This is a genomic window from Actinomycetota bacterium, assembly GCA_040905475.1.
Lineage (GTDB): Bacteria > Actinomycetota > AC-67 > AC-67 > AC-67 > DATFGK01.
Genome location: JBBDRM010000001.1, coordinates 19858 through 45979, shown reverse-complemented (window position 1 = coordinate 45979; position 26122 = coordinate 19858). Strand labels below are relative to the sequence as shown.

General features: G+C 67.8%; 28 protein-coding genes and 1 tRNA gene. 6 read left to right on the top strand and 23 right to left on the bottom strand.

Going from position 1 to position 26122, the window contains the following annotated elements; all coding sequences use genetic code 11:
* Nucleotides 1-1477, top strand: a 1477-nt coding sequence (locus WEB06_00250) for an iron ABC transporter permease (protein ID MEX2554047.1), incomplete at its 5' end; no start/stop codon positions are given.
* A 41-nt stretch (nucleotides 1478-1518) separates the two neighbouring features.
* A complete protein-coding gene (locus tag WEB06_00245; protein ID MEX2554046.1) occupies nucleotides 1519-2607 on the top strand; it encodes an ABC transporter ATP-binding protein in 1089 nt (362 codons plus the stop codon).
* A gap of 135 nt (nucleotides 2608-2742) precedes the next feature.
* On the opposite strand, the gene WEB06_00240 is transcribed toward WEB06_00245, so the two are convergent.
* From WEB06_00240 to WEB06_00190, 11 genes are all read right to left on the bottom strand, one after another.
* A complete protein-coding gene (locus WEB06_00240; GenBank protein MEX2554045.1) occupies nucleotides 2743-3216 on the bottom strand; it encodes a GNAT family N-acetyltransferase in 474 nt (157 codons plus the stop codon).
* Between the two features lie 220 nt (nucleotides 3217-3436).
* A complete protein-coding gene (locus tag WEB06_00235; GenBank protein MEX2554044.1) occupies nucleotides 3437-4159 on the bottom strand; it encodes an amino acid ABC transporter ATP-binding protein in 723 nt (240 codons plus the stop codon).
* Nucleotides 4160-4170: 11 nt separating this feature from the next.
* Nucleotides 4171-5247 carry an amino acid ABC transporter permease gene (locus WEB06_00230; protein MEX2554043.1) on the bottom strand — a complete coding sequence of 359 codons (1077 nt, stop codon included), beginning with the start codon at nucleotides 5245-5247 and terminating at the stop codon, nucleotides 4171-4173.
* 60 nt (nucleotides 5248-5307) lie between these two features.
* Entirely contained in the window at nucleotides 5308-6213 is a 906-nt protein-coding gene (locus tag WEB06_00225) for a transporter substrate-binding domain-containing protein (GenBank protein ID MEX2554042.1), read from the bottom strand.
* A 26-nt stretch (nucleotides 6214-6239) separates the two neighbouring features.
* A complete protein-coding gene (locus tag WEB06_00220; GenBank protein MEX2554041.1) occupies nucleotides 6240-6950 on the bottom strand; it encodes an ABC transporter ATP-binding protein in 711 nt (236 codons plus the stop codon).
* Nucleotide 6951: 1 nt separating this feature from the next.
* Nucleotides 6952-7734, bottom strand: coding sequence for an ABC transporter ATP-binding protein (locus WEB06_00215; protein MEX2554040.1), 783 nt, complete (start codon nucleotides 7732-7734; stop codon nucleotides 6952-6954).
* Nucleotides 7734-8933 carry a branched-chain amino acid ABC transporter permease gene (locus WEB06_00210; GenBank protein ID MEX2554039.1) on the bottom strand — a complete coding sequence of 400 codons (1200 nt, stop codon included), beginning with the start codon at nucleotides 8931-8933 and terminating at the stop codon, nucleotides 7734-7736. The genes WEB06_00215 and WEB06_00210 overlap by 1 nt, the downstream gene beginning before the upstream one ends.
* A complete protein-coding gene (locus WEB06_00205) occupies nucleotides 8930-9856 on the bottom strand; it encodes a branched-chain amino acid ABC transporter permease (GenBank protein MEX2554038.1) in 927 nt (308 codons plus the stop codon). Before WEB06_00205 ends, WEB06_00210 begins: the two co-directional genes overlap by 4 nt.
* A 73-nt stretch (nucleotides 9857-9929) precedes the next feature.
* A complete protein-coding gene (locus WEB06_00200; protein MEX2554037.1) occupies nucleotides 9930-11219 on the bottom strand; it encodes a branched-chain amino acid ABC transporter substrate-binding protein in 1290 nt (429 codons plus the stop codon).
* Nucleotides 11220-11400: 181 nt separating this feature from the next.
* Complete coding sequence (locus WEB06_00195; GenBank protein ID MEX2554036.1) at nucleotides 11401-11988, bottom strand: response regulator; 588 nt, start codon at nucleotides 11986-11988, stop codon at nucleotides 11401-11403.
* A 43-nt stretch (nucleotides 11989-12031) separates the two neighbouring features.
* Nucleotides 12032-12322, bottom strand: a complete 291-nt coding sequence (locus WEB06_00190; GenBank protein MEX2554035.1) for a hypothetical protein — start codon at nucleotides 12320-12322, stop codon at nucleotides 12032-12034.
* 148 nt (nucleotides 12323-12470) lie between these two features.
* Here WEB06_00190 and WEB06_00185 point away from each other — a divergent pair, with 148 nt between their 5' ends.
* Both WEB06_00185 and WEB06_00180 read left to right on the top strand, forming a co-directional pair.
* Nucleotides 12471-13466, top strand: a complete 996-nt coding sequence (locus WEB06_00185; protein ID MEX2554034.1) for a hypothetical protein — start codon at nucleotides 12471-12473, stop codon at nucleotides 13464-13466.
* A 16-nt stretch (nucleotides 13467-13482) separates the two neighbouring features.
* A complete protein-coding gene (locus tag WEB06_00180) occupies nucleotides 13483-13860 on the top strand; it encodes a hypothetical protein (GenBank protein ID MEX2554033.1) in 378 nt (125 codons plus the stop codon).
* Nucleotides 13861-13870: 10 nt separating this feature from the next.
* Here WEB06_00180 and WEB06_00175 read toward each other — a convergent pair whose 3' ends face one another.
* Entirely contained in the window at nucleotides 13871-15745 is a 1875-nt protein-coding gene (locus WEB06_00175) for an ABC transporter ATP-binding protein (GenBank protein MEX2554032.1), read from the bottom strand.
* Between the two features lie 93 nt (nucleotides 15746-15838).
* On the opposite strand from WEB06_00175, the gene WEB06_00170 reads away from it, so the two are divergent.
* Nucleotides 15839-16609, top strand: a complete 771-nt coding sequence (locus WEB06_00170) for a hypothetical protein (protein MEX2554031.1) — start codon at nucleotides 15839-15841, stop codon at nucleotides 16607-16609.
* 16 nt (nucleotides 16610-16625) lie between these two features.
* Here the strand turns inward: WEB06_00170 and WEB06_00165 are convergent, their stop codons facing one another.
* The 7 genes from WEB06_00165 to WEB06_00135 form a co-directional block, all read right to left on the bottom strand.
* Nucleotides 16626-17162 (bottom strand): hypothetical protein, encoded by a 537-nt coding sequence (locus tag WEB06_00165; GenBank protein ID MEX2554030.1) that lies wholly within the window; start codon nucleotides 17160-17162, stop codon nucleotides 16626-16628.
* A 215-nt stretch (nucleotides 17163-17377) separates the two neighbouring features.
* Nucleotides 17378-17463, bottom strand: a tRNA-Leu gene (locus WEB06_00160).
* Between the two features lie 31 nt (nucleotides 17464-17494).
* Nucleotides 17495-18316: a tryptophan synthase subunit alpha gene (trpA, locus tag WEB06_00155; protein ID MEX2554029.1), complete on the bottom strand. Its 822-nt coding sequence runs from the start codon at nucleotides 18314-18316 to the stop codon at nucleotides 17495-17497.
* Entirely contained in the window at nucleotides 18303-19505 is a 1203-nt protein-coding gene (trpB, locus tag WEB06_00150) for a tryptophan synthase subunit beta (protein ID MEX2554028.1), read from the bottom strand. Before trpB ends, trpA begins: the two co-directional genes overlap by 14 nt.
* 46 nt (nucleotides 19506-19551) lie before the next feature.
* The gene (locus WEB06_00145; GenBank protein MEX2554027.1) at nucleotides 19552-20859 is read right to left on the bottom strand and encodes a D-arabinono-1,4-lactone oxidase; all 1308 of its coding nucleotides are present in this window, start codon (nucleotides 20857-20859) and stop codon (nucleotides 19552-19554) included.
* A complete protein-coding gene (locus WEB06_00140) occupies nucleotides 20853-21833 on the bottom strand; it encodes an alanine racemase (protein ID MEX2554026.1) in 981 nt (326 codons plus the stop codon). The genes WEB06_00145 and WEB06_00140 overlap by 7 nt, the downstream gene beginning before the upstream one ends.
* A 4-nt stretch (nucleotides 21834-21837) precedes the next feature.
* Entirely contained in the window at nucleotides 21838-22233 is a 396-nt protein-coding gene (locus WEB06_00135) for a hypothetical protein (protein ID MEX2554025.1), read from the bottom strand.
* 106 nt (nucleotides 22234-22339) lie between these two features.
* Here WEB06_00135 and WEB06_00130 point away from each other — a divergent pair, with 106 nt between their 5' ends.
* Nucleotides 22340-22546 carry a DUF6104 family protein gene (locus tag WEB06_00130; protein MEX2554024.1) on the top strand — a complete coding sequence of 69 codons (207 nt, stop codon included), beginning with the start codon at nucleotides 22340-22342 and terminating at the stop codon, nucleotides 22544-22546.
* Here the strand turns inward: WEB06_00130 and WEB06_00125 are convergent.
* The 4 genes from WEB06_00125 to trpC form a co-directional block, all read right to left on the bottom strand.
* The gene (locus WEB06_00125) at nucleotides 22543-23964 is read right to left on the bottom strand and encodes a HAMP domain-containing sensor histidine kinase (GenBank protein ID MEX2554023.1); all 1422 of its coding nucleotides are present in this window, start codon (nucleotides 23962-23964) and stop codon (nucleotides 22543-22545) included. The two genes, WEB06_00130 and WEB06_00125, sit on opposite strands and share 4 nt — an antisense overlap.
* Entirely contained in the window at nucleotides 23954-24649 is a 696-nt protein-coding gene (locus tag WEB06_00120; GenBank protein MEX2554022.1) for a response regulator transcription factor, read from the bottom strand. Before WEB06_00120 ends, WEB06_00125 begins: the two co-directional genes overlap by 11 nt.
* 97 nt (nucleotides 24650-24746) lie before the next feature.
* Entirely contained in the window at nucleotides 24747-25304 is a 558-nt protein-coding gene (locus WEB06_00115; protein ID MEX2554021.1) for a hypothetical protein, read from the bottom strand.
* 91 nt (nucleotides 25305-25395) lie between these two features.
* The coding region (trpC, locus tag WEB06_00110) for an indole-3-glycerol phosphate synthase TrpC (protein ID MEX2554020.1) at nucleotides 25396-26122 on the bottom strand (727 nt) is incomplete at its 5' end.

Genomic DNA, 26122 nt, shown 5'->3' with positions numbered 1-26122 from the left:
CGAAGGAGGCGCGCACGACTTCCTCGCCACGATCACCGACGGAACCACCCTGGCCCTGCTGCTCCGCACCCTGGCCCTGGCGGCCGCGGTGACGGCCGGCGCGCTCGCGATCGGCGTTCCCCTCGCGTGGCTCACCACGCGCACCGACCTGCCCGGCCGGCGCGCCTTCGCGGTCCTGACCGCGCTCCCACTCGTGATCCCGACCTACGTCGGCGGCTACGCGTTCGTCGCCGCGCTCGGGCCGAAGGGACTCGCGCAGGAGCTCCTCGCACCACTCGGCATCGATCGCCTCCCCGAGATCTACGGGTTCTTCGGCGCCTGGCTGGTGCTCACGCTCTTCACGTATCCGTACGTGCTCCTCACGGTCCGAGCCGCCGTGCGCCGACTCGACCCCGCGCTCGAGGAGGCCGCACGCGCGCTCGGTCGCAACGACCGGGAAACGTTCCGTCGCATCGTGCTCCCCCAGCTGCGTCCGGCCGCAACGGCGGGCGGGCTCCTCGTCGCCCTGTACACGATCCACGACTTCGGGGCCGTGTCGCTGCTGCGATACGACACGTTCACGCGGTCCATCTACGTCAGCTACCAGGGATCGTTCGACCGGAGCCGCGCGGCGGCCCTTTCACTCGTGCTCGTGGCGCTCACGATCGCGATCCTGGCGGTGGAGTCGCGTGCCCGCGGGCGCGCCGCGTACTACCGCTCACACGCCGGGGCTCCGCGCCAGCCGCGCGTGCGACGCCTCGGACGGCGGCGATGGCCTGCGTTCGCCGCGTGCAGCGCGCTGGTCTCGGTCGCACTGCTGCTTCCGCTCGGGGTCGTCACCTATTGGATGCTCCACAGCGCCCGCGAGGGCGGGGACATCGGGCGGACACTCGGCGCCGCGCTCAACTCCTTCGAGGCAAGCGCGCTCGGCGCCGTTCTGGCCGTGGCCGCTGCGTGGCCGATCGCCGTTATGGCGGTCCGGTTCCCCGGGAAGCTCGCTCGGGCGACCGAGCGAGCTTCGTACACGGGCTACGCCCTCCCGGGGCTCGTCGTCGCGCTGGCGTTGGTGTTCTTCGGCATCCGGGCGGTCCCGGCCTTGTACCAGACGCTCGTCCTCCTGGTGTTCGCCTACATCGTGTTGTTCCTGCCGCAGGCGCAGGGACCGTTACGGGCGTCGTTGCTCCAGCTCAACCCGGCGCTCGAAGACGCGGCGCATTCGCTCGGCGCCGGCCGCCTCCGCACCGTCGGCCGGGTGATCCTGCCGCTCGTGCGTCCGGGGATCGCGGCCGGTGCTGCGCTGGTGTTCCTGACGGCGATGAAGGAGCTGCCGGCGACGCTGCTCCTGGCTCCGACCGGCTTCCGGACGCTGGCGACCGAGGTGTGGACGGCCACCAACGCCTCCTTCTTCGATCGCGCGGCGCCGCCGGCTCTGGCGATCGTGCTGGCCTCGTCGATCCCGCTGGCCGTCTTGATGCTCCGCGAGAAGAGCACCCGTTGAGAACGGCCCTCGAACCCCGCGGCGCCGGTACGCTACGGCCCGTGACGGCGCACGATCCCGCGGTTCGCTGCGTCGGCCTGACCAAACGCTTCGGGCCGACGGTCGCGGTCGACGACGTCACGATCGCGGTGGAGCCCGGCGAGATCATGGCCCTGCTCGGGCCGAGTGGCTGCGGGAAGACCACGTTCCTCCGACTGGTCGCGGGGTTCGAGCGCGCGGAGACCGGGGCGATCGAGCTCGCGGGGCAACCGGTCGTCGGGGATCGGCTGTTCGTCCCGCCCGAGCGCCGGCGCGTGGGGTTCGTGTTCCAGGACTACGCGTTGTTCCCGCACCTGTCGGTGACCGGGAACGTCGGGTTCGGCGTCGACCGCGAGGGCCGCGCGGAGCGGGTCGCGTCCACGCTCTCGCTCGTCGGGCTCGGAGGGCTGGGCGACCGGTATCCGCACGAACTGTCCGGCGGGCAGCAGCAGCGCGTCGCGCTGGCGCGCGCGCTCGCGCCGGGCCCGGCGATCGTTCTCCTCGACGAGCCGTTCTCCAACCTCGACGCGGATCTCCGCGAGCGCGTCCGCGGAGAGGTCCGGGCGATCTTGCGCACGACCGGGACGAGCACCGTCTTCGTGACGCACGATCAGGAGGAGGCGTTCGACATCGCCGATCGGATCGCCGTCATGAACGAAGGAAGGATCGAGCAGCTCGGACGGCCTGAGGAGATCTACCACACGCCGCAGACGCGATTCGTGGCCGACTTCGTCGGCGACGCCGATTTCTTACCAGCCGAGGTCACCACCGACGAGCTCGTGACGGAGCTCGGCGCCTATCCGATGAACGGGGTAGACGTCGAGCCGGGGCCGGTCGAGATCATGCTGCGCCCGGAGGACATCCGACTCGTCCGCACCCGGGACCGGAGCGCGCCCGAAGTCGTCGGCCGCCGCTTCAAAGGCGTGCTCAGCCTTTCGACTGTGCGCCTGCAGACCGGACGCGTCGTCACCGGTGCTCACTCGTCGCAGGAGATCTTCACCCCGGGCGAGCGCGTCGAGATCCGATTCCGGCCCGATCATCTCGTGCTCTTCCGCGGCGACCGCCGCGTCGCGTGGATCCCGGCCCGGGTCAAGACCGGCACCGACCGCTAGCTCGGAGGCGGTGACTGAATCTGCCCGGTCCGCGGAAGCGTGACCCAACAGCGTCGCTCAGCGTAGGTTTTGGGCCACGCTTCCAGTGGAACGGGCAGAAAGGGACACGCTCTATCGCCCATTCCCCGCGAGTCTCTAAGGCGGGTCGATGGGCCGGACCATGCGCTCGACCCATGGGACGAACCCCGCGGCCCGCCAGAATCCGCGGCTTGCCTCGTTCCCTACGAAGACGGCGGCGACCATCGACCGCACTCCGCGCTCGCGGGCCCATTCACCCGCGGCATCAACCAGAAACGTGCCGATCCCGGACCCCCGGCGGTCCGGGCGAGCCACCACACGGCTGAGCTCGACGGCCCGCTCGCTACTCATACGTGAGGGGTGCTCCAGGTGGACGAGCGCCATCCCCGCGGGGGTCCCGTCATCGTCCACAACCAGCAAGACGTCGGCGTCCGCCGATGCCACGGCGTCGCGGAAGGAGTCCTCGATGCGCTGAGCGGCGTCCTCGACCGGCGGGAACAACCGGAAGCTGCCCTGGGCTTCCTCGAGATCGCGCCAGAGGGCCAGCAGGGCGTCCATGTCGTCGAGGGTCGCGGGCCGCACGGTCGGCACGCGCGCAGGATAGCCCGAAAACGGAAAGAGCCCGGGCCCCTTTGGCCGTCCTCGCGCCTTCCCCAAACGCAAGACCGGCTACTCGGTGCTCGGGCTCTTCTCGGGCCGCTGATTTCCAGCGACCGGCGGCGACGCTAACAGGGCGCTGACGGGCGAGTCAAACTGGGGAAACCGCATCGCGACAACATGCGCGTCCCGAAGTCAAATCGGCCCCTCGCATTCACAGGATCTTTCCCATGAACGCCCGTGTTCGCGCGTGCTGCGGATTCGACAGAAGGGTGCCGGGATGGCCCTCTTCGACGATGCGACCCTCGTCCATGAAGATCATGCGGTCGCCGACCTCGCGCGCGAATCCCATCTCGTGCGTGACGACGGCCATCGTCATCCCCTCGGACGCGAGGCGCTTCATCACATCGAGCACTTCCTTGACGAGCTCGGGATCGAGCGCCGACGTGACCTCGTCGAAGAGCATCACTTTCGGCGACATGGCGAGCGCGCGCGCGATCGCAACCCGCTGCTGCTGTCCGCCGGAGAGCTGCGACGGGTAGTGGTCGATGCGGTCGCCGAGGCCGACGTGTCCGAGCTCGCGGACGCCGATCTCGCGCGCCTGTTCGGCGGGCATGCGAAGCACTTTTTCCAGCGCGAGCGTGACGTTACCGAGTGCGGTTTTGTGCGGGAAGAGGTTGAACTGCTGGAAGACCGTGCCGACCTCGCGGCGGACCTTGTTCACGTCCACGCGAGGCTGAGTGATGTCGATCCCCTCGACGAAGATGCGTCCTTCGCTCGGTTCCTCCAGCCGGTTGAGGCACTTGAGGAGCGTGCTCTTCCCGCAGCCGGAAGGCCCGATGATCACGAGAACCTCCCGAAGCGAGATCGAGAGGTCGATCCCCCTGAGTACGTGGAGATCCCCGAACCTCTTGTGGAGGCCCTCGACGCGGATCATGGCGTCCGACGTCATCCGCTCGGGTGACCACGTCCGTGGCTCATCGTGCGGGTGCGGATCGGAGGCAGTGACTGGCCAGCCTGCAGCCGGCGCTCCAGCCTGGTAACCACCCGCGTGAGGGGAAGCGTGATCGCGAGGTACAGGATCGACGCGCTCATGTAGGGCGTGGCGGAGAACGAGTCCGAGGAAAGCTGACGAGCCGCGGTGAGCAGCTCGCGTTGCGAGACCGTCATGCCGAGGATCAGCAGGAGCGATGTGTCCTTGACGAGCGCGATGAACTCGTTCGTCAGCGGCGGGATGACCCTGCGCACCGCTTGCGGGATGATCACCTGGATCATCGCGGTCGCGTACGGCATCCCGAGGCTCCGCGCCGCGTCCATCTGCCCGCGTTCGACCGACTGGATGCCGGCGCGGAAGATCTCGGCCATGTACGCGGAGCTGTTGATGGTAAGGGCGACGAGCCCGGCGGCGATCGACGATGACCAGGTTATCCCGACGAACGTCGGGCCGAAGTATACGAGCAGCAGCAACATCAGCAGCGGCAACCCGCGAACGACATCGACATATATCGTCGCGGGGATCCGGAGCCACCATCGCTTGGAGATGACGAACGTGGCGACGGCGAGGCCGAGCACGATCCCGAACGCTTCGGCGATCGCAGCGTACTTCACGGTGTTGACCGCGGCCTTGAGGATGTCCCTCCAGATGTTGGCCATCACGGTGCGGTTGAAGTAGGCCACGCCGAACTCGCGGAGCTCGAGCGTTCCCGTTTGAACGCCGCCGTGGACGAAGGCGACGACGGCCGCGGAGACCCCGAACGCGGCGCCCCATGCCGCCAAGGTCCGGCCCTTCCGGCCGAGCACGGATACCTGGTAGAGCCCGATGATCGCGGCGATCAGCGCCGCGCCGCCGAACGGCACCGCCCAGCTCCGGCTCCGAAGGGTGCCCGCGCCGCCCAGATCGATGAGGATCGCGACGGCGGTCACACCGGCGGCCCCGAGGCCCAGCGCGGCTGCGAGTGCCGCCCATCGGCTCGTCGGACCTTGCTCGGGCGCGAAAGGCCCGAGGTCAACCGCCTGGGTCGCCATGTGATCCCCCTTTACGACGAGGGGCCCGCCCCAACGGCAGGCCCCTCGAGTCGTTCGGCGCTACTGGATCGGGATCGTGAACGGCACGTCAGTTCCGAACCACGTCTTGTAGATCGTGGCGTAGGTGCCGTCCTTCATCATCGCCTCGAGGGCACCGTTGATCGCCACGCGAAGGTCGGGCTTGTCCTTCGAGATCGCGATGCCGTACTTCTCGTTGGTCTCGAACACCTGGACCACTTTGATCGCGCTGCGCTGCGCGATGATGCCCTCGGACGCCGGCCGGTCGTTCACAACGGCCCCGACGCCTCCGGCGACCAGGTCGTCGAACGCCTGGATCGCGTTGTCGAACTTCTTCACGTCCTTCGCCTTCCCCTGCTTGACGAGCGCGTCTGCGCAGTCGGCGCCGGTGGTCCCCGTCTGCACGCCGAGCGTCTGACCGGCAAGGTCGTCGATGGTCTTGATGTTCGGCGTCTTCTGCACGTTGACGGCGAGCGACAGGTTGGCTTCGAAGTACGGGTCGGTGAAGTCCACGGTCTGCTTGCGGGATTCTTTGATCGTGATGGAGGAGATACCGACATCGAACTGGCCGCGGGGGATGGACTGGGTGAACAAGCCGTCGAACGAGGTCGTCGTCGACTTAGCGGTCAGACCGAGTCGCTTGGCGATCTCCTTGTAGAGATCGACGGCGAAGCCGGTCGGTTCAGTCTTGCCCGCTTCGATGTTCTCGAACGGCGGGAACGCGTTGTCGGAGCCGACGCTCAGGACCCCGGCGTCGTTCAGCTGGGTCTTGTAGTCGACGCCCTTCGGCGCTGCCGGTGCCTGCGATCCGGCGTTGTTTACGCAGTCGTTGACGGTCACCGACGGAATCGTCGGGCTCGCCTTCGGCGTCACCGTTGGTTCGTCCTCGGCGCACGCCGACAGCAGGAGCATCGCCACGACGCCCAGCATGTAAAGGCTCTTCCTCATCGTTGCCTCCCTCCGGTTCCCATGGCCTACGACTCTCCGAGGTAGGCCTTCCGAACGTTATCGTTGCCGAGGAGCGCGCGCGCTTCGTCGTGCAGCACGATCTCGCCGGTCTCGATCACATACCCGCGGTGGGCGGCCTGCAAGGCCATGTGCGCATTCTGCTCGATGAGAAGGATCGGCGTCCCCTGCGCGTTGATCTCCCGGATGATGTCGAAGATCCGCTGGACGAGCATCGGCGCGAGACCCATCGAGGGCTCGTCGAGCAGCAAGAGCTTCGGCCGCGACATGAGCGCCCGGCCGATGGCGAGCATCTGCTGCTCCCCGCCCGACAGTGTGCCGCCCGCCTGCGTCAGACGCTCCTCGAGCACCGGGAACAGCTGCATGACCCGCGCGAACTCAGCCGAGGTATCGTCGCGACCCCGCGCGTACGCGCCCATCTCGAGATTCTCCTTGACGGACATCTGCGAGAAGATCCGCCGGCCCTCCGGCGACTGACAGATGCCTCGCTCGACGATCTCGTGCGGGGCCAGCGTGTCAATGCGCTCCCCCGCGAAGCGGATCGTGCCTTTGGCCGGCCGGCGCACGCCGGAGATCGTCTTCAGCGTGGTCGTCTTGCCGGCGCCGTTGCCGCCGATGAGCGTGACGATCTCGCCTTCCTCGACGTGAAGCGAGATCCCCTTCACGGCCTCGATGTTGCCGTAGTAGACGTGGACGTCGTCGAGCTCGAGGAACGCCACGTCAGGCCCCTTCCTCGCCGACGGCGGCGCCGACGCCGAGGTACGCCTCGATGACTTTGGGATCCCTCTGGACGACCTCCGGCCTTCCTTCGGCGATCTTCTGACCGAAGTCCAGCACCGCGACTTCCTGGCAGATCCCCATCACGACCTTCATGTCGTGCTCGATCAGCAGGATGGTGACGCCGGCGTCGAGGATCTGGCGGATGAGCCGCATCAGAGAGGCCTTCTCGTTGGGATTCATCCCGGCGGCCGGCTCGTCCAGGAAGAGGAGCTTCGGCCGTGTGCCCAGAGCTCGCGCGATCTCGACGCGGCGCTGGTCCCCGTAGGACAGGTTCTTCGCGAGCTCGTTCGCCAGGTGCCCGATGCCGACGGACTTGAGCAGGTCGTGCGCCTGCCCAGGGGTTTCGTGGTCCTCGCGGCGTGCGCGTCCCAGGCGGATGATCGCGCCGAGCACGCTGATGCGATGGTGGGCGTCGATGCCCACCATCACGTTCTCGAGCGCCGTCATGTTGGCGAACAGCCGGATGTTCTGGAACGTGCGGGCGATGCCGAGCTTGGTGACCTGATGCGGCTTCCGGCCGACCGTCGACTTCCCATCGAACTTCACGGTCCCGGCGGTCGGCGGATACACGCCGGTCACCAGGTTGAAGAAGGTGGTCTTCCCGGCGCCGTTCGGCCCGATCAGTCCCTTGATCTGACCTTCCTCGACCGACAGATCGATGTCCCGCAACGCTTGCAAGCCGCCGAACGTCTTCGTCAAGCCGGTCACCTCGAGGAGCGCCATCAGCTCCCCTCCTCGCCCGATACCGGCTCGCGGATCACGTCGGCCGGCGGCGCTTCGCCGGGGACTCCCGGAACGCCGACCTCGACGAGCTCGCCCTTGAGCTCGGCGGCGCGGCGTCGGCTCGGGATAACGCCCTGGGGCCGGAAGATCATCATCGCGACGAGGATCGCGCCGAAGATCAGGTAGCGGGCATCCTGCACCTGCGGGGGCAGCGAGCGCAGCACCTCGGGGATCATCGTGATGATCGCGGCGCCGACCAAGGCCCCGGCGATGCTGCCGAGCCCGCCGAGAACGACCATCGCCAGGATCGTGATCGAGATGATCAGCTGGAACGACTCCGGCGAGATGAACCCGACGCGCGAGGCGTAGATCACGCCGGCGAACCCCGATGTCGACGCACCGATCGCGAATGCCCACAGCTTGTACTTAAGCGTCGGCACGCCCATCGCCTCGGCCGCGACCTCGTCCTCGCGGATCGCCGCCCAGTACCGGCCGACGCGCGAGCGGTTGAGACGCCGGATCACGAGGATCATCAGGAGCAAGAAGCCGAACGTCGTGAGGTAGAACGTCGTCGGGTTCCCGACCCCGAACGGCTCGCCCGTGAAGGGGTTCTCCGGCGGTGGGATCCCGATGACCCCCTTCGAGCCGCGCGTTATCGAATCGAGGTTCTGCGCGACGATCCGAACGATCTCGCCGAAGCCGAGGGTCACGATCGCGAGGTAGTCGCCGCGCAGCCGCAGCGTCGGCGCGCCGAGCAGGAATCCGGCGAGCAACGTGATCGCCACGGCCATCGGCAGGATCGCCCACGTGCCGAGCTCCCAGGGCAGCTGTATCGGCCCCGAGTTCGACAGGATCCCCATCGTGTAGGCGCCGATCGCGAAGAACGCCACATACCCCAGGTCCAGCAAGCCGGCGAACCCCACCACGACGTTCAAACCCAACGCGAGGAGCGCGAAGACGCCGACCGTGAACGCGAGCTCCACCTGCACCTTGTCCGAGACCAGCGGGATCAGCACCGCACCGAACACGATGAACCCGAGGAACGACGACGGGAACACCCAGCGCTCGTTCCGGTCGTAGAAGCGCCGGAGCGGCTCGCCGACCCGACGCTCCGCGTAGAGCAGCAATGTGATGGCCACGGCGAACCCGCCGAAGATCAAGCCGGTTCGCGGCCAGGGTCCGAGCCCGAGCGGGATCATGCCTTCTGCCCCACGCCTTCCCCCAGCAGCCCGGTCGGCCGGAACATGAGCACGCCGACGAGGAGCACGAACGCGATGACGTCCTTCCATGCGTTCCCGAAGCAGCCCGCGCCGATGCTTTCCATGAGCCCGAGAGTGATGCCGCCGACCATCGCTCCCCGGATGTTCCCGATACCGCCGAGTACCGCGGCGGTGAAGGCCTTGATCCCCGGGAGGAATCCGATGTCGAACCGCATCACGCCGAACTTCAAGCCGTAGAGGAGTCCGGCGGCGCCGGCGAGCATGCCGCCGATGATGAAGGTCACCGTCACCATCTTGTTGATGTCGACGCCCATCAACCCGGCGGTCTCGACGTCCTGTGCGACGGCGCGGATCCCCTTGCCCGTGCGCGTCCGTTGAACGAATCGATCGAGGCCGACCATCATGACGACCATGGCGATCAGGATCACAATGTCGGCCGTTTGGATCGGCACGCGGCCGACGTTGAACAACGGCGCGGGATCGAGCGAGCGGGGGAAGTTCTCGTATTCGCGGCCGCGCCAGAGGAGCACGAGGTTGGAGAGGAAGAACGACGCGCCGATCGCGCTGATGAGGTACGCCAGACGTGACGCGCCGCGGCGGCGTAACGGGCGGTAAGCCACCCGCTCGAGAACAACCGCGACGCCGGCGGCCGCAGCCATCGTGGGGATGAACGCGACGAAGAACAGGATCGGAGCGACCGTCTGATCGCCGCCCGCGAAGACGTTGAGGAACAGCATGCCGCCGAGGATGCCGCTCATGAACACCTCGGAGTGGGCGAAGTTGATCAGCTGCAACACTCCGTACACGAGCGTGTAGCCGAGCGCGATGAGCGCGTAGATAGAGCCCGTCGACAGGCCCCCGACGATCCGGAACTGCAGCTCCGATCCCAAGCAGTCAGGCATGTGCGGTCACGAAAGATAGCGGAAGGGCCGCCGCGAGCGGCGGCCCTTCCTCTGCCTCAGCGGATTTCTCCTTCTAGGACGCGAACTTCTGGATCGGCCCCAGGAGCACGATCTTCCCCTGCCGGATGCCGTAGATGTTCACGCCTTTGTCCGTGACCTCGTGCAGGGCGGCCTCGTCGGTCGTCCAGTTGAAGGTCTTCGTGAGGCCCTTGAAGTCCTTCAGGTCGGTGATGAACTGGAGGACGTCGGCCCGGGTGGTCTTGCCGGCCTTGAACGCAGCGATGAACATCTGTGCCACGTCCCAGCCTTCCGCTCCGTACACGCCCGGTGCCCGCTTGTACTCCGCCTGGAACTTCGCGACGAAGTCCTTGGCGTCGGCCGCGCTGGAGACGTTCGGGTCGAGACAGGGACACGTGAAAAGGACGCCGTTGGCGTCCGCACCTGCGTCGGTCACGAACTTGTCGTCCTTGCTGCCGTCACCGGATACGAACGTTGCCTTCACGCCCTTGGCCCGCATCTGCTTCAAGATCAGCGGAGCTTGGGCGACGTAGCCGCCGTAGAAGACGCCGTCGGGCGACTTCGCCAACAGTGAGTCGACGAGCGTCGTGTAGTCGGTCGTGGGCTCGATGCTCTCATTGACCACAACCTCGACGCCGGCGTTCGTGAGCTCCTTCTCGACGATGTCGGCTAGACCCTGGCCGTACGCCGACTTATCGTCGATGACCGCGACCTTCTTGCACTTCAGAGCCGTGGCCATGAGCTTGCCGGCCGCAGCGGCCTGGTCGGAGTCCCCGCCGACAGCCCGGAAGAAGGTGTCCCACTTCTGCTGGGTCAGGTCGACACGGGTCGCGGATTGCGTGACGTGCACCAGACGCGCCTGCTTGAACAGCGGGCCGACGGCGGACGTCTCACCGGAGAACGCCGGGCCGATCACGCCGACGACCTTGTCGTCGCTGATCAGACGCTGCGCCAGGGGAGGCGCCGTGGTCGGTGCGGCTTCCTTGTTGTCGAGCGCCACGAGCGTGACGGTGACCGGGAGGTTGCCGGCTTCGTTCGCGAGCTTGAACGCGAGGGCCACCGCGTCGCGTCCGTGGACCACCAGCGACGAGTTCGAGCCGGTGAGATCGCCGATGAGGCCGATCTTCACTTCGGGCTTGGCTTGCGCGAGCGGCGCCTGCTTCGTCACCGCCGACTGGATGTTGCCTGCGGCGCGAACCTTGCCGCCCACCGATCCCAGAGCCTGGAGCTGCGTGGGCGAGCATGCCGCCGCCGCCGGCGTGGTGGGACCGTCATCGCCGCACGCCGACAACACCAGAGCCAGCGCCGCGACCATCGAAACCGCAAGAACGGACTTCTTCCTCATCCGGACCCCCTCCGTAGAGCCTGTCCTCTCGAACGGTCGGATTCTACTGCGGACCCCCCCAGTAGCCCTAGGAGCCGGGGATGTCCTGGGGTTGGGGCTGGGCCGGCCGTCCTCGCTGGTATACGAGCCCGGCGGCGGCCGCGATTGCCCAGCCGGAGGGACGATTCGCCGAACGGCTTGCTCAGGATGGAGCGTCGAGCCTGCCATCGATGACCTTCTCGGCCACGTCACGCATGGTCAAACGCTGCTCCATCGCTGCTTTCTGGATGAAATGGAAGGCATCCGCCTCGGTCATCTTGTACCGGTCCATGAGCAGGCCTTTGGCGCGATCGATGACCTTGCGCGACTCGAGCCGCTCCGTAAGGTCGCCCACCTCGTCGGCCAAGGCGGCCAGTTGCTGATACCGGCCCTTGGCCATCTCGATCGCCGGAAGCAGGTCGTGCTTCTGGAACGGTTTCACGAGGTAGCCCATGGCCCCCGATTCGGCCGCTTGCTCGACGAGATCGCGCTGCGAGTACGCCGTCAGGATCAGCACCGGCGCGATCCGTTCGACGCTGATCTCCTGAGCGGCCGCGAGCCCGTCTTTCCTCGGCATCTTGATGTCGAGGATGGCGAGCTCGGGCCGGACTTCGCGGGCGAGGCGAACCGCTTCCTCGCCGTCGGAGGCTTCGATCACCTCATAGCCTTCTTCTTCGAGGATCTCGCGCAGATCCATGCGGATGATCGCCTCATCTTCGGCGATGAGAACGCGTGGTTTCGGGGTGTCCATGAGGCCGAGAGTGTAACGGCTTTCGGTTTGGCGGCCGAATGCGTTAGGCGCCCTGGTCGGAGACCTCTTCGAGCATCCGCTCAAGCAGTGAATCCTGTTCGTCGCGAAGATCGGCGAGTCGCCGCTGAGACTCATCGCGCGAGCGCTCCAACCGGCGGAGGTCGTCGGAGGCGATGTGGGACTCACGGTCGGCAAGCGGCGTCTCCGACACGAGCGCCCGGATCCGCGCGTCGTCGGCGACCTCGGACTGGAACGCGAGTTGCTCCTCGAGGATGCGCAGGTGGATCTGTTCCTCGGCGATCTCGGCGGACAGCGAGGCGAGACGCTCGTTCACGTTCACGATCGGGGCTCCCGGCTCGGCATGCGTATGCCGGTAGAGGGGTTCAAAAGGCTACTGTCGAGTTCACGAGTGCGCAAGCACCTCGCTCCGCCTGCCATGCAGGGAGGATTCGGTTGCCCATCCCCAGAACCTGACGTTCACCATGAAGAGGCTCCTCGCGATCTGCCTGGCCGCGCCGACGCTCCTTGTGAGCGGGGCGGGCGCCGGCATCCTTACGCAGGATCCCTGTCCGGGCACGGTTACGGGACCGGTGGTCTGGAAGAAGATGGGCACCGATCTGCTGGAGAACCTGCTGTTCGCCGAGGGGTCTCTGTGGGTCTCCGACTCGACCGCGCAGCGGATCGTGCGCCTCGACCACGATGGAACGGAGATCGGCTCCCTCGACGGCATCTATCCGGGCGGGCTGGCGCAGGGCCCGGACGGCCTGATCTACGCGGGCTCGGGGAACAGCATCCTCGACGCGGCCTTGCGCCGGGGACTTTCGAAGGTGGTTCGCTTCGCCCCGTCGGATCCCACCGGCACGCTCGAGACCTACGCCGAGGGATTCAGCATGGCGAACGGCATGACGTTCGGGCCCGGCGACGATCTGTTCATCTCGAACGACGTCGACCGCGGACTGATCCGCATCCCGCGTACGGCGCCCGGCGACTGGCATCTCTTCGCCGACGTGTGGGGAACGAACGGCCTCGTCGTCGACCCGGCCGGCGAGAACCTCTACGCCGCGATCACGTTCGACCAGCGATCGCCGATCGAGCGCATCCCCCTCGAGGATCCGGGCTCGCACGGAACGGCAGCGGTGCTCACCTTCGGCGTCGTGTCGCTGGAGCCGGCCGTGTACACGTCCCCGGACCCGTCGAAGCCCTTGCTCGGCGTCAAGGGCTTGGACGACATGACTCGCTCGCCCGACGGCACGCTGTACGTCGTCGCGAACGGTCTCGGCGAGCTGCTCAGCGTCGATCCCGGGTCCGGAGAGGGGTGCCTGGTCGCATCGGGCTTCCAGAATCCTTCCTCGGTCCGGATCGCGCCGCCCGACTCCACGTTCGACACCTCGGGCGAGGCGATGACCTTCTACGTCGTCGAGTTCTCGGGAGCCATCCGCACCGTGGGGTATACCCCAGGAGCCGTCCCGGTGGGATAATGAGCCGGAGGTCGATATGACGACCCAGATCGCGTCGGCGGGGCTCTATCGGGAGCCGGGATCGCCGGCGCGATTGTTCGTCTACGGGTTCGCGGCGCTCTCCCCATTGCTGACCCTCGGCCTGATCTTCGTTCCTGCGGTCGTGTCCGTTAGGACGGAGGGTGCCGCCGGAACCGCGGCCGCCATCGGTGCCACCGCGGGTTACGCGGGTCTGCTCGCGTTCGGGGTCCGTCGGACCCGCCGTCTCGCCTCGCGCTTCACGCCGCCGCTCCCGCTGCCCGGCGACATCTGGAGGATCGGCGTGGCCGAGCCGCCACGGCGGAGCAGCAATTGGCCGATCCGGCTCTTCCGGAAGCGTCCGGACGGCGGCGCCGGGCTTCGCCGCGCGGCGTAACCGTCCTCGCTCAGGCGGGCGCTTTGCTGTACTGCGTCTCGTACAGCTCGGCGTAGGTCCCGCCGGCCGTGATGAGTTCGGCGTGCGGCCCGCGCTCCACGACCCGGCCTTCGTCCACGACCAGGATCTCGTCCGCGTCCACGATCGTGGAGAGCCGGTGCGCGATCACGATCGCGGTGCGGTTCTCCAGCGCGCGCGCGAGCGCCTTCTGGATCAGGGCTTCCGACTCCGAGTCGAGGTGTGCGGTGGCCTCGTCGAGGATCAGGATCGCGGGATCCTTCAGCAGCACGCGTGCGATCGCGAGTCGCTGCTTCTCACCGCCGGACAGCCGGTAGCCGCGCTCCCCCACCACAGTGTTGAAGCCGTCGGGCAGCGATGCGATGAGGTCGTAGATCTGCGCTGCGCGCGCGGCTTCGACGAGCTCCTCATCGGTCGCGTCGGGCCGCGCGAAGCGCAGATTTTCCGCGATCGAGTCGTGATACATGTGCGGATCCTGCGTGACGACGCCGATCGCGGACGTCAGCGAGGACATCGTCACGTCGCGCACGTCGCGGCCGTCCACGCGGATCGCGCCCTCGGTGACGTCGTAGATCCGCGGGACGAGCATCGCGATCGTGGTCTTGCCGGCGCCGGACGGCCCGACGAGCGCGACCGTCCGGCCGGGTGGGATGTCGAACGAGACGTCCTGCAGGACGTAGGTCGGTACGCCGTTCTCGTGCTGCGTGGGGAGCCCTTCCTCGAGCGAAGCGAGCGAAGACTCCGCCCCCGTGGGGTAGCGGAACCAGACGTGATCGAACTCCACCCGGCCGACGGGACGGACGAGGTCGGTCGCGCCGGGGCGATCGGCGATGGGGTGCTCGAGGTCGAGCACCTCGAAGACGCGCTCGAAGCTGACGAACGCGGTCATCAGGTCGACGCGCGCGTTCGTGAGCTGCGTGAGCGGCGAGTACAGCTGCGTCACGAACAGGGCGAATGCGACCAGCGTTCCGGAAGTGAATGCTTCAGGGTTGTTGATCACGGCGCGTCCGCCGACCCAGTAGACCACGGCCGTGCCCACGGCGGCGACGAGCCCGAGGAGGACGAAGAAGACCCGCATGAAGAGTGCCAGCCGGATACCGATGTCGCGCACCCGCCCGGCCCGGTTCGCGAATCCGACCTTCTCGTCGTCCGGTCGGCCGAACAGCTTCGCCACGAGCGCGCCCGCGACGTTGAACCGTTCGGTCATCAACGTGTTCATCTGCGCGTTGAGCTGCATCTGCTCGCGGGTGATTCCGACCAAAGCGCGCCCCAGGTAACGCGATGGGATCAAGAACAGCGGCAGCGCGGCGAGCGCCAGCAGCGTCAACTGCCAATGGAGCGCGAGCATGACGATCAGGATCGATCCGACGCTGATCGAGTTCGACACGATGTTACCGAGTGTCCCGGTCACCGCTTGCTGCGCTCCCACGACGTCGTTGTTCAGTCGGGAGATCAGGGCGCCGGTCTGCGACCGAGTGAAGAACGCGAGCGGCATCCGCTGCACATGATCGAAGAGCCTCACGCGGAGGTCGTAGATAAGGCCCTCCCCGACGCGCGCGGAGAACCACCGTCCCGCGAGGGAAAGCATGGCGATGCCGAACGCGACCCCGACCGCCGCGAGGGCGAGGACGGTGAGCTCGCCCCGGTTCTCGGCGGGCAGGGCGTGGTCGATGAGGCGCCGGAACAGGAGCGCGGGGACGACGGCAAGGAAGGACCCCGCCACGGTCGCGATCAAAAACAGCACGATCGACGTCTTGTAGGGCTTCGCGAACCCCATGGCGCGCCGGATCACACCGGGAGCGAGTCGCCGGCCTTTGAGCTCCTCGCGGGACCGGAACATGCTCGGCCCCCAATGCATCTGCGCCATGTGTTGAGTATAGGAACGTCGAGAGAGCGGGTCGCTATGCCTCGAACCCTGGAATGGGTTGAAACCATCCCCGGGCGTGCAAGGATGGCGGCGATGATCAACCCTCCGGGACCTCCCGCGTCGCAGGAGCCGTACTCCTCCGACGTGCCTCCGCCGCCGCCCTCGTTCGCGCCCGTTAAAGGCAGGAGGCTGCGCCCGGTCCTGGCGATCGTCCTCGGGGTCGCGATGCTCGGTGGGGTTGCGGCCGCGGTGTTCCTGCTCCGGTCAAGCGACGAGGAGAAGAAGGTCGATTCGGCGGGCATCCCCGCCGGTTGGACGGCCCACGATATTTCCGCGGACGGTTTCCGGCTCGGTCTGCCGCCGGGGTGGCAGAAAGTATCGCACGGCGAGGTCGACGCCTCCCTCGAGGCGTTGCGGCAAGATAACCCCGATCTCGCGGAGCAGATCGAGGGTCAGGTGGCCGGGAGCCTCAACGAGCTCGTTCGCTTCTTCGCCTTCGACACGCGCTCCCCGACCTTGGCGGAGGAGTTCGCGACCAACGTCAACGTGGTCGTGGAGCCGCTCCCTGCGGGCGTCGACTTCACGCAGTATCTCGACGCCAACCTGTCCCAGCTCCGTCAGGTGCCGAGGGTGACGGTCACCGTCGCAGACGACAACATCGCGCTCCCGGGCGGCCGGGCGGCCCTCATCGATTCTGTGTTCACATTGAACTCACCCCGCGGCGACCGTGTGATCGCGGTGAGACAGTATCTCTTCATGAAGGGGAACCGGGGGTTCGTCCTGTCGATGACGACCACGCCCGGGCACGCGTCCACCTACAAGCCGCTGTGGGAGCAGATCGCGAAGACGTTCGAGCCGCTCTAGGCCTCGTGGCTCGACGCTATCGCTTGGGGCCGATGAACGAGTCCATCACGGCGACTGATTGGCGTTGTGTGATCGCGATGTTCTTGAAATTTGAGCGCCGCCACTTGATCGCGAGTTGATCGCACGCATCGGTAAAGGCCTTGACGATGTCGTGGGACATGTTCGTGAATCCGTAGCTCGGATACTCGTAGTGTTTGACGCGATTCACATACCGGCAGCCATCCGAGTGGATCAGACCTTTCAAGAACGCTTCCGGATGATGCTCCACGATCAACTGTTGCCAATCGGTCAGGCGGATGGGCCGTTCATGCTTCTTGCCAGGACCATGCTGCGGGAACAGACACGGCCAGTGTTTCGACGAAGAGACGATAACGACGAGCCTCGCGCCGGGGACAGGAGTGACGGCGACCTTGTTCTTGGGCATGACACCATTCATTGCCGTGACGCACTCGGCGATGATCGCCGGATAGCCCGAGAACGAGAAAATTCGAAGCGCAAAGACGCCTTTCCGAAGTCTTGCGATGTAGCCATCCCCTAGGTACTGACCGAGCAAGTACGCAGACGATCGACTCGGAACCATCGACATGTCCCCGAGGCACACGAAGCAGCCGCCGCTTCGGTCCCGAACCCGCCGAGGAACGCGACCGTGCCTCCAGTCGCTCACGGTCGGCCGGGGGATCCCCGTGATCCGTGAGATGGCACAGTCGTTGAGCCCGCGTTCGACGAGCGACAGGACGTGCGTGACTTCAAGCTCCGAGCGCATTTGATTGGTGCGGCGGGTGGGATTCGAACCCACATGCCCTTACGGACGGCACCTTTTGAGGATGCTATGTATACCGTTCCATCACCGCCGCGTCTCTTTGATTCTATCGTGACCCTACGACACTAACCTCTTGGTTCGGCAATCCCGGAGCGCAACGCGCTCACGAGTTCCCGCGCGCCGGAGGCCGGATCCTTCGCGTCCCCGACCGCCTTCACCAACGCGCTCCCGACGATCACGCCGTCCGCGTAGGAGGCCACGTCGGCGGCGTGCTCCGGCGTTGAGACGCCGATCCCGACCGCCACCGGAAGATCTGTCGCCGCGCGGATACGCGAGACGAGCTCCCGCGCTCGCGACGACATCTCCCGACGGACCCCGGTGACGCCGAGCTGTGAGGCGGCGTACACGAAGCCCTCGCTCACTTCACCGATCGCGCGCAGCCTGTCGTCGGGCGACGTGACCGATGCCATGAACACCGACGCGATCCCCGCGGCGGCGCAGGCTTTGCGCCAGTCGGCAGACTCTTCGACCGTGAGGTCTGGAACGATGACGCCGCACAGCCCGGCGTCCGCGATCGCGGCGGCGAACCGGTCGAGGCCCATGCCGTACAGCAGGTTGTAGTAGGTCATCGCGACCGCCGGCACGCCGGCCGCCGCGGCGGCCTCGCCGGCCAGTGCGATCATCGACGCGGTGGAGCCGCCGCGCACAAGCACGTGGTTCGCCGCCGCTTGGATCACCGGTCCGTCCATGATCGGGTCGCTGAACGGGATCCCGATCTCGAGCACATCCGCGCCGGCTTCGCCGCACGCGCGCGCGACCTCGACGAACGTCTGTTCCTCCGGGAAACCCGCGACGAGGAACGGCATCAGGAGCGCGCGAGATCCGGCGCGACCGGCCGCGAAGGCCTCGGTCAGCCGCTGCTTCGGCGGCGCGTCAGCGCGTGCCATCACCGGAGAGGATGCGTCGGACCGTCTCGACGTCCTTGTCGCCGCGGCCGGACAGGTTGACGATCACGAGATCTCCGAGCGACCGCGCGTTGCGCACCGTCCACGCGAGCGCGTGCGCCGGCTCGAGCGCCGGCAGGATCCCTTCGGTGCGCGCGAGGAGACCGAACGCGTCGAGGGCTTCCTGGTCCGAGGCGGTCTCGTACGAGGCGAGGCCAAGCTCGGCCAGATAGGAGTGCTCCGGACCGACCCCCGGGTAGTCCAGTCCGGCCGAGACCGAGTGGGTGGTACGGACCTGGCCGTCGTCGTCCTGGATCAGCATCGACAGCGCGCCGTGCAGGACGCCCGGCCGTCCCGCTGCGATCGTGGCGGAATGCTCACCGGTGTCCACGCCCCGGCCGGCCGCTTCCACGCCGACCAGTCGCACCCCCGGCTCGCCGATGAATCCGTGGAAGATGCCGATCGCGTTCGAGCCGCCCCCGACGCAGGCGACGACCGCGTCGGGCAGGCGGCCCTCAGCCTCGAGGATCTGCGCCCGCGCTTCCTCGCCGATCACCTTCTGGAACTCGCGCACGATGAGCGGGAACGGATGCGGTCCGACCACCGAGCCGAGCACGTAGTGCGTCGACTCGACGTTGGTCACCCAGTCGCGGAGCGCCTCGTTGATCGCGTCCTTGAGGGTCCGCGAGCCGATCGTGACCGGGATCACGGTCGCGCCGAGCTGCTCCATACGGAAGACGTTGAGCGCCTGCCGCTGCGTGTCTTCCTCGCCCATGTAGACGACGCACTCCTGACCGAAGAGCGCGGCCGCGGTCGCGGTCGCGACGCCGTGCTGTCCGGCTCCGGTCTCCGCGATGATCCGCTGCTTGCCCATCCGCTTGGCGAGCAGACACTGGCCGAGCGTGTTGTTGATCTTGTGCGCACCGGTATGGGCGAGATCCTCGCGCTTGAGATAGATCTGCGGCCCGCCGGCGTGATCGCTCAGACGCCGCGCGTGCCAGAGCGGCGTCGGCCGCCCGGCGTACACGCGCCGCAACTCGTCGAGCTCGGATCGGAACGCGTCGTCCTTCGACGCGATGTCGAACTCGTGCTCGAGCTCGGCCAGCGCGTGCATCAGTGCTTCGGGGACGAACCGGCCTCCGAAGCGGCCGAAATGGCCGCCGGCGTCGGGGTCTGTAGCGACTCGGGTCACGGTGCGGCCGAGTCTAGCAGCGGCGCACTCGGCTCAGACCGGTATATCAAACGACGCCGAGCACCCGGTCTACGTAGGTGTTCGCGAAGCGGCCGTGCGGGTCGAGGCGTGATCGGACGGCGGCGAACCGGCCCCATGCCGGATACAGGTCGCGAAGCGTCTGATGCGTCTGGTAGTGGATCTTCCCCCAGTGCGGACGGCCGCCGAAGGAGCGCATGACCTCCTCGACGGCGCGGAAGTACGGCTCGTGCTCCATGCCCTGGAAGACGTGCACCGCGATGTAGGCGGTCTCGCGGCCGTGCGACGGAGACAGGAAGATGTCGTCCGGCGCGACGACCCGGCACTCCAGCGGGAAGCTGATCCGGAAGCCGCGCTCCTCGATGACGCGACGGACCTCACGCACGGCGGCCGGCGCGTCGGAGCGCGGGATCGCGTACTCCATCTCGGCGAAGCGCACCAGCCGCGGACTCGTGAACACATGGTCGCTCCGGTCCGTGTACTCGGAGCGGCCGATCGCAGCCCCGACGATCCTCGCGAGGCGCGGGATCATCGACGGGCGCGCGCGCCCCAGCCGCGCGACCATGCCGAAGACCGTATTAGCGAGGAAGATGTCCTCCGCCCACGCGCGGAGCCGGCCCTTGGGCTTCGCCGGCGCGTCGGTGCGGTTGTTGGTCTTCGTGATGCAGCGGTCGGTGTGCGGGAACCAGTAGAACTCGAAGAACTCATTCGATCCGACCAGCTGATCGAAGCTCTCGAGCACTTCCTCGATCCGGCCCGGCGCCTCCACGGCGTGCAGCGTGAACGCGGGAACGCACTTCAGGGTGACGGTCGAGGTGACGCCGAGCGCGCCGAGGGAAACCTGCGCGGCCTTGAACGTCTCGGGATCGGAGTCCGGCGAGAGATCGAGGGTGCTGCCGTCGGCGAGCGCGAGCCGGAGCCCCGTGACCTGGGTCGCGAGATTGCCGAGCCGCGCTCCCGTCCCATGCGTGGCCGTGGATATCGCGCCGGCGATCGCCTGATAGCCGATGTCTCCGAGGTTCGCGAACGCGAGACCGTGCCGCGCGAGCTCGTCGGCGAGCTTGAAGATCGAGATGCCGGCCTCGACCGTGACGAGCCGTCGCTCGGCATCGACCTCGAGCACCCGGTCGTAGCCGTCGAGCCGGAGCATCCTGCCGCCGGTGCAAGCGATGTCGGTGAACGAGTGACCGGCTCCCGCGACCTTGACCCGTTCCCCCGCCTGAGCGGCACGCTTCAGCGCCGAGACGATCTCCTCCTCGGAGCGCGGGAACTCGGTCTCCGCCGGATGGCAGGACGCCGTCCCGGCCCAGTTGGTCCACATCGATGAGCTCACCATCCGCGCAGGTCCACCGCCCACTCGTCTTCGACGGCGCCGCCCCGGTACAGGTGCATGCGCTCGTGATACGCGACGGTCGGGTCGATGTGCGCCGGAAGGATCCGGATCCGGTCGCCGACACGCACCGGCTCGGAAGGAGCGAACGTGATGTGCTCGTCGGCGACGAACCACACGTCCGCTCCCTCGATGGTCGGGTTGCCGTGGTCCATCCCCATCGACTTGAGGCCCGCGTCCGCGACGGCGTGTCCGGCCGAGACGGAGATCACGGTCGCGAGGATCGACAGCGCGTGACGGAACGGCAGGTCGAGATGCGCGTACGCCGTGTCCATCAGCACGTACGAGCCGGCTTGGATCTCGTTCGCCCAGGTGTTGATGTCGTAGGTGCCGGTGCCTCCGGCCGAGACGATGTCTCCACCCACTTGCTCGTGCGCGAGGACGAGCTTCTCCATGCACTCCTTCGTCAACTGCTCGCGCAACGCTCTGTCCGGCAAGCCGACGACGTGGCCCTCGTAGCCCATGACGCCGCGCACCTCGAGCCCCTTCGATCGCGCGAAGTCGGCGAGCGCCCCGGCGCCCTCGGGCGCGATCCCGCAGCGGGGCAGCCCGACGTTGACGTCGACCAAGACCTCGCGCACGCCGCCGTCGGCCGCCGCCCGAACGGTTTCCTCAGAATCGACCGCGACCGTTACCCGCGCTTCGAGTACCCCGAGGCGCCGCGCATCCAGAACCTCGTTCGCGAGGAGAAGATCGTCGCCGAGGCCCGCCCGAGCCATGCCCTCCATCTCACGGATCGTCGCGCAGCAGAAGTTCCGGTGACCCGCCGCGGCCTGGCGCGCGGCGAGCGCCGAGCATTTGTGCGCCTTCACGTGGGGGCGTAGACGGGCGCCGGGCAGCGTCTCGCTCATGACCTTCACGTTCTGCTCGAACGCGTCGGCGTCGACGATCAGCGCGGGGGTTGAGAGCTCGGCGAGCATCATGCTAGTCGCGGCGCCCGATCCGGATCGTCGCCCAGATTCCCTCCCGCGGAACCACATAGGTGATCCGAGCTGGGAGAGCGAGAGGGTAATCTCCTGAATCCAAGTGGGCGAACGCCTCCTGTAGAAGATCGCCGTCCCACACCTCCGGTCTGCCGCCGAACGACTCGCCCTCCTCAGTGGCGATGCCACGGAGCTCACCCAACGTCTGCCCGTTCAGCAGGGTTATGACGATATCTTTCGTGTGGATCCGGCCTTCGGGGTGAAAGAGCTCGGCGCTCGGCAACATCCGCGCGGACAACAGCGCCAGCAGGAATCCAGCCATGAAGATGAGCACCGTCCTCGGCGAGATCAGGTTGGCCACGAATGCCGTCCGCGTGCGTCCCGTCCGGTCCTCCATCACACAAACCTCCCAACCCTGGACTGGGCACTACTACCACGACCGCCGGCGAGCCGACGAACGCGAACCTCCGTTTAGCCGCCGGGGAGCCGGGGAGACTCCGGGCATGATCACCGACGGCATCAAGCTGCTGATGGAGAAGCGCGGGCATGAGCAGGTCACGTTCCGGGATGTCGCGGATCATTTCGCCGACTACCTGGATCGATTCCCGGATGAGGAGCACGCGATCGACGTGCTCGCTCGATTCCTCGCGGGGGTCGAAGACATCGAGCACGACCACGACGCCGGCGCGCCGATCGGATCCGACGCCTAATCGCGCGAGCGCGGCAGCGTGACGCGGAACGCTGTGCCTTCGCCCGGCGAGCTCGTGACCTCGACGCGGCCACCCAACGCGCGAACCAGCTCGCGGACGATCGCCAACCCGAGGCCGCTCCCGGCCGCGAGCCGGCCCGGCTCCGGTTCGGACGAGCCCTCCTCGGCGCGCGTCGCCACGTTGCGCAGATAGGTCCGTTCGAACACGTGCGGAACGTGCTCGGCCGGGATGCCGGGCCCGGTGTCGGTTACTTCGATCACGATCAAATACTCCGCAGCGCTTCCCGTGAGCGAAACGCGACCCCCCGCCGACGTCACCCGGATCGCGTTTTCGATGAGGTTCGACAGGATCTGGCGGACGCGGTCGGGGTCGGTACGGCACGGGAGACCATCCGACGGTGCGACCAGCGTCAGCGACACGCCGGCCGATTCCGCTTCCGTCCCGTGGGCGCCGAGCGCCGACTTCAACACGTCGGCGAGGTCGGCGTCGCGCAGCTCGAGCCGGAACTCCTGCGCGTCGAGCCGGGCGAGGTCCATCACGTCCCGGACCAGCCGCTCGAGCCGGGCCGTCTCGGTCTTGATCACCGCCAGCGCTTCTCTTCGGCCCTTCGCATCCCTGACGGCGCCTTCCTCGAGCGCTTCGACGTAGCCGCGGATCGCCGTGAGCGGGGTGCGAAGCTCGTGTGAGACGCTGGCGAGGAACTCCCCTTCGCGGCGCCGCGCCTCGGCGAGCGCCGACGCCATCGCGTTGAACGATCGCCCGAGCTCGGCGAGCTCGTCGTCGCCTTCCACCGGCACTCGCTGGGTCAGGTCGCCGGCCGCCACGCGCGTCGTTGCCGCCGCGACCTGCTGCACCGGGCGAGCGAGTCGCCGCGCGAGCAAGGTCGAAGCCAGGGCGGCGAGCAACGCCGCCAGTCCTGCCGCGAGCAGCGCGCGCGACACGATCGGCGCCCAGCCCACCCCGGCGCGCTTGGCCAGGATGATCCCGGCGACGAGGCCTGGTCGGTCGGCGAACCGCGCGCGCACCGGCACCGCGACGTACGCGTAACGCGTGCCCGACACCTCTACGAACCCCTGGCTCGAACGTCCCTCCACGAGCCCGTCGGTGTCGACCTTTCCGACGACCGACTCCGCCTCGGGCGTGTCGGTGCGGACGTTGCCGTTGCCGCCGACGACGCCGAACAGACTTCCGGTGACCTCGAGGAGGCGACGGATCGCGCGGAAGCGCGTCGCTTCGAGCACGTCGAGGTCGCGCGCTTCGACGGCGATGACGTTCGCGGACCGGCGGAGCTCGGCGACGGCTTGGTCGGCGGTGTAGCGGCGGACGAGCCCGAACGTGATCAGCGCCGAGGCCGCCAGGGAGAGCGCGGCGGTAAGTCCCAGCGCCCGCGCGAGGCGGCCGCGGAGGCTACGCGCCACGATCGGCGTCCACCTTGTAGCCGACCCCACGCACCGTCAGGACGACGGATCCGGCGGAGCCGAGCTTCTGCCGCAGGGACTTGACGTGCGAGTCGACGGTGCGCGTGTCGACCGGCCGCTCGTATCCCCACACCCGGTCGAGCAGACGGTCGCGCGAGAACACGATCCCGCGGTTCCGGGTCAGGAACGCGAGGAGATCGAACTCCTTCGCGGTCAGCGTGACGGCTTGCTCGCCCGCCCGGACCTCGCGCCGGGCGAGATCGATCTCCACGTCGGCGACCCTCAGCACCTCGGTCTCATCTTCATCGCCGCCTCGGGACGTTCGCCGCAGCACGGCCTTGACCCGCGCAACCAGCTCGCGCGGGCTGAACGGTTTCGTGATGTAGTCGTCGGCACCGAGCTCGAGCCCCAGGATCCGATCCACCTCCGCGTCGCGTGCCGTCAGCATCACGATCGGCAGCCCGTCGCCGGCGGCGCGGAGGCGCCGGCAGATCTCGACGCCGTCCATCCCCGGCAGCATCACATCGAGGATGACGAGATCCGGCTTGACGCGCTCGACCGCGTCGAGGGCCTGCGCCCCGTCGGCGATCTGCGAGACGCGGAAGCCCTCGTTCGTCAGATAGAGGGTCACGAGGGAGGCGATGGATTGCTCGTCCTCGACGACCAGGATCATCGCTTCGGCCATCAAGGGAGATGGTACGCGACGAAGCTGAGAGGCTTGTGGGAGCCCGAGAATGGATCGGGCCCCCGGTGCGGCTCCGGGGGCCCTCGCCACGACGTACCTATCCGGCTTTCTGCTCCGAGGAGGATCCCTCGGGCGCCGCAGGACGCTCCTTCGAGCGCTCGGGCGCGGCCGGCTCGGATCCCGGGGTGAAGACGCCGATCCGGCGCAGGCCCGTGAATCGTTCGGAGCGGACCGACATCAGTCGCGCGAAGTCGCCGACCTTGATCGCGTCGAACGAGGCTTTCTTGCCGTCCTTGCAGACGTTGGTTTCGTCGACCGCGGTGGCGGTCACCGACTCACCGTCGACGCGCTTGATCGTGATCTTCTTCGCCGAGTGGTCGACGGCCGTGACCTTGCCGGTGTCGACGGTGATGAGCCCGAAGCCCTCCCGGAGCTGCACTTTGGCTTCGGAGTGGACGAGCCTGCCGGCGCGGCGTCCGGCGTGCTCGCGACCGCAGCGGTCCCCGTCCTTCGCGGCCGCGGCGGGACGGTCGCCCTTCGGCGTCTTGTCCTCCTCCGAGCCCGTGCCGGGCCCGGTCTGTCCGAAGGCAGCCGCCGCCATCGCCACGACGCCGACGAAGCTGCTTGCGAGCGTGAGCTTTGTTCTGGTGCGCATGACCCCTCCTTTGTCGAACGGTCGATGGTGTTATCGCCCGCCGAGGTGGAGCGGCCGTGCGCCGCGTGTGAAATCCGTGTGAAAGAGTGGCTCAGCCGAGAAGCTCGCGGATCTTCGCGGCCGGGTCCGGGGCCCGCATGACCGCCTCGCCGACCAGGATCGCGTCGACGCCTGCCGCTTCCATGTCGCGGACGTCGTCGCGGGTCGCGACGCCGCTCTCGCCGACGACGAGTACCCCGTCGGGGACGAGGGGGCGTAGCTTGCCGACCATCGCGGGATCGACCTCGAGCGTCGACAGGTTCCGCGTGTTGATCCCGACGAGTCGCGCGCCGGCTTGGATCGCGCGGTCGACCTCGGACGCCGAATGCGCTTCGACCAAGGCGGTCATCCCCAGATCGCCGGCGAGGTCCGCGAGGGACACCAGCTCGGTCTGCGTCAGAGCCGCCACGATGAGGAGTACGGCGTCGGCCCCGGCGGCGCGCGCTTCCCACAGATGGAGCGGATCGCAGAGGAAGTCCTTCCGGATCACCGGCAGCTCACACGCGGAACGTGCCGCGCGAAGATCGTCGAGCGACCCGCGGAAATGATCGGGCTCGGTCAACACCGAGATCGCACTCGCGCCTCCGGCCTCGTAGGCGCGGGCGAGGGGTGCGGGGCGCGCGTCCGGCGCGATGTCGCCGGCGCTCGGCGACGCGCGCTTGATCTCGGCGATCAGCGACAAGCCCGGCTTCGCCATCGCACCGAGGAAGTTCCGCGGCTTTCCCGCCGCCCGAGCCGCCGATTGCGCGAGCGGCAGCGCTCCTTCGGGGGGGGGGGGC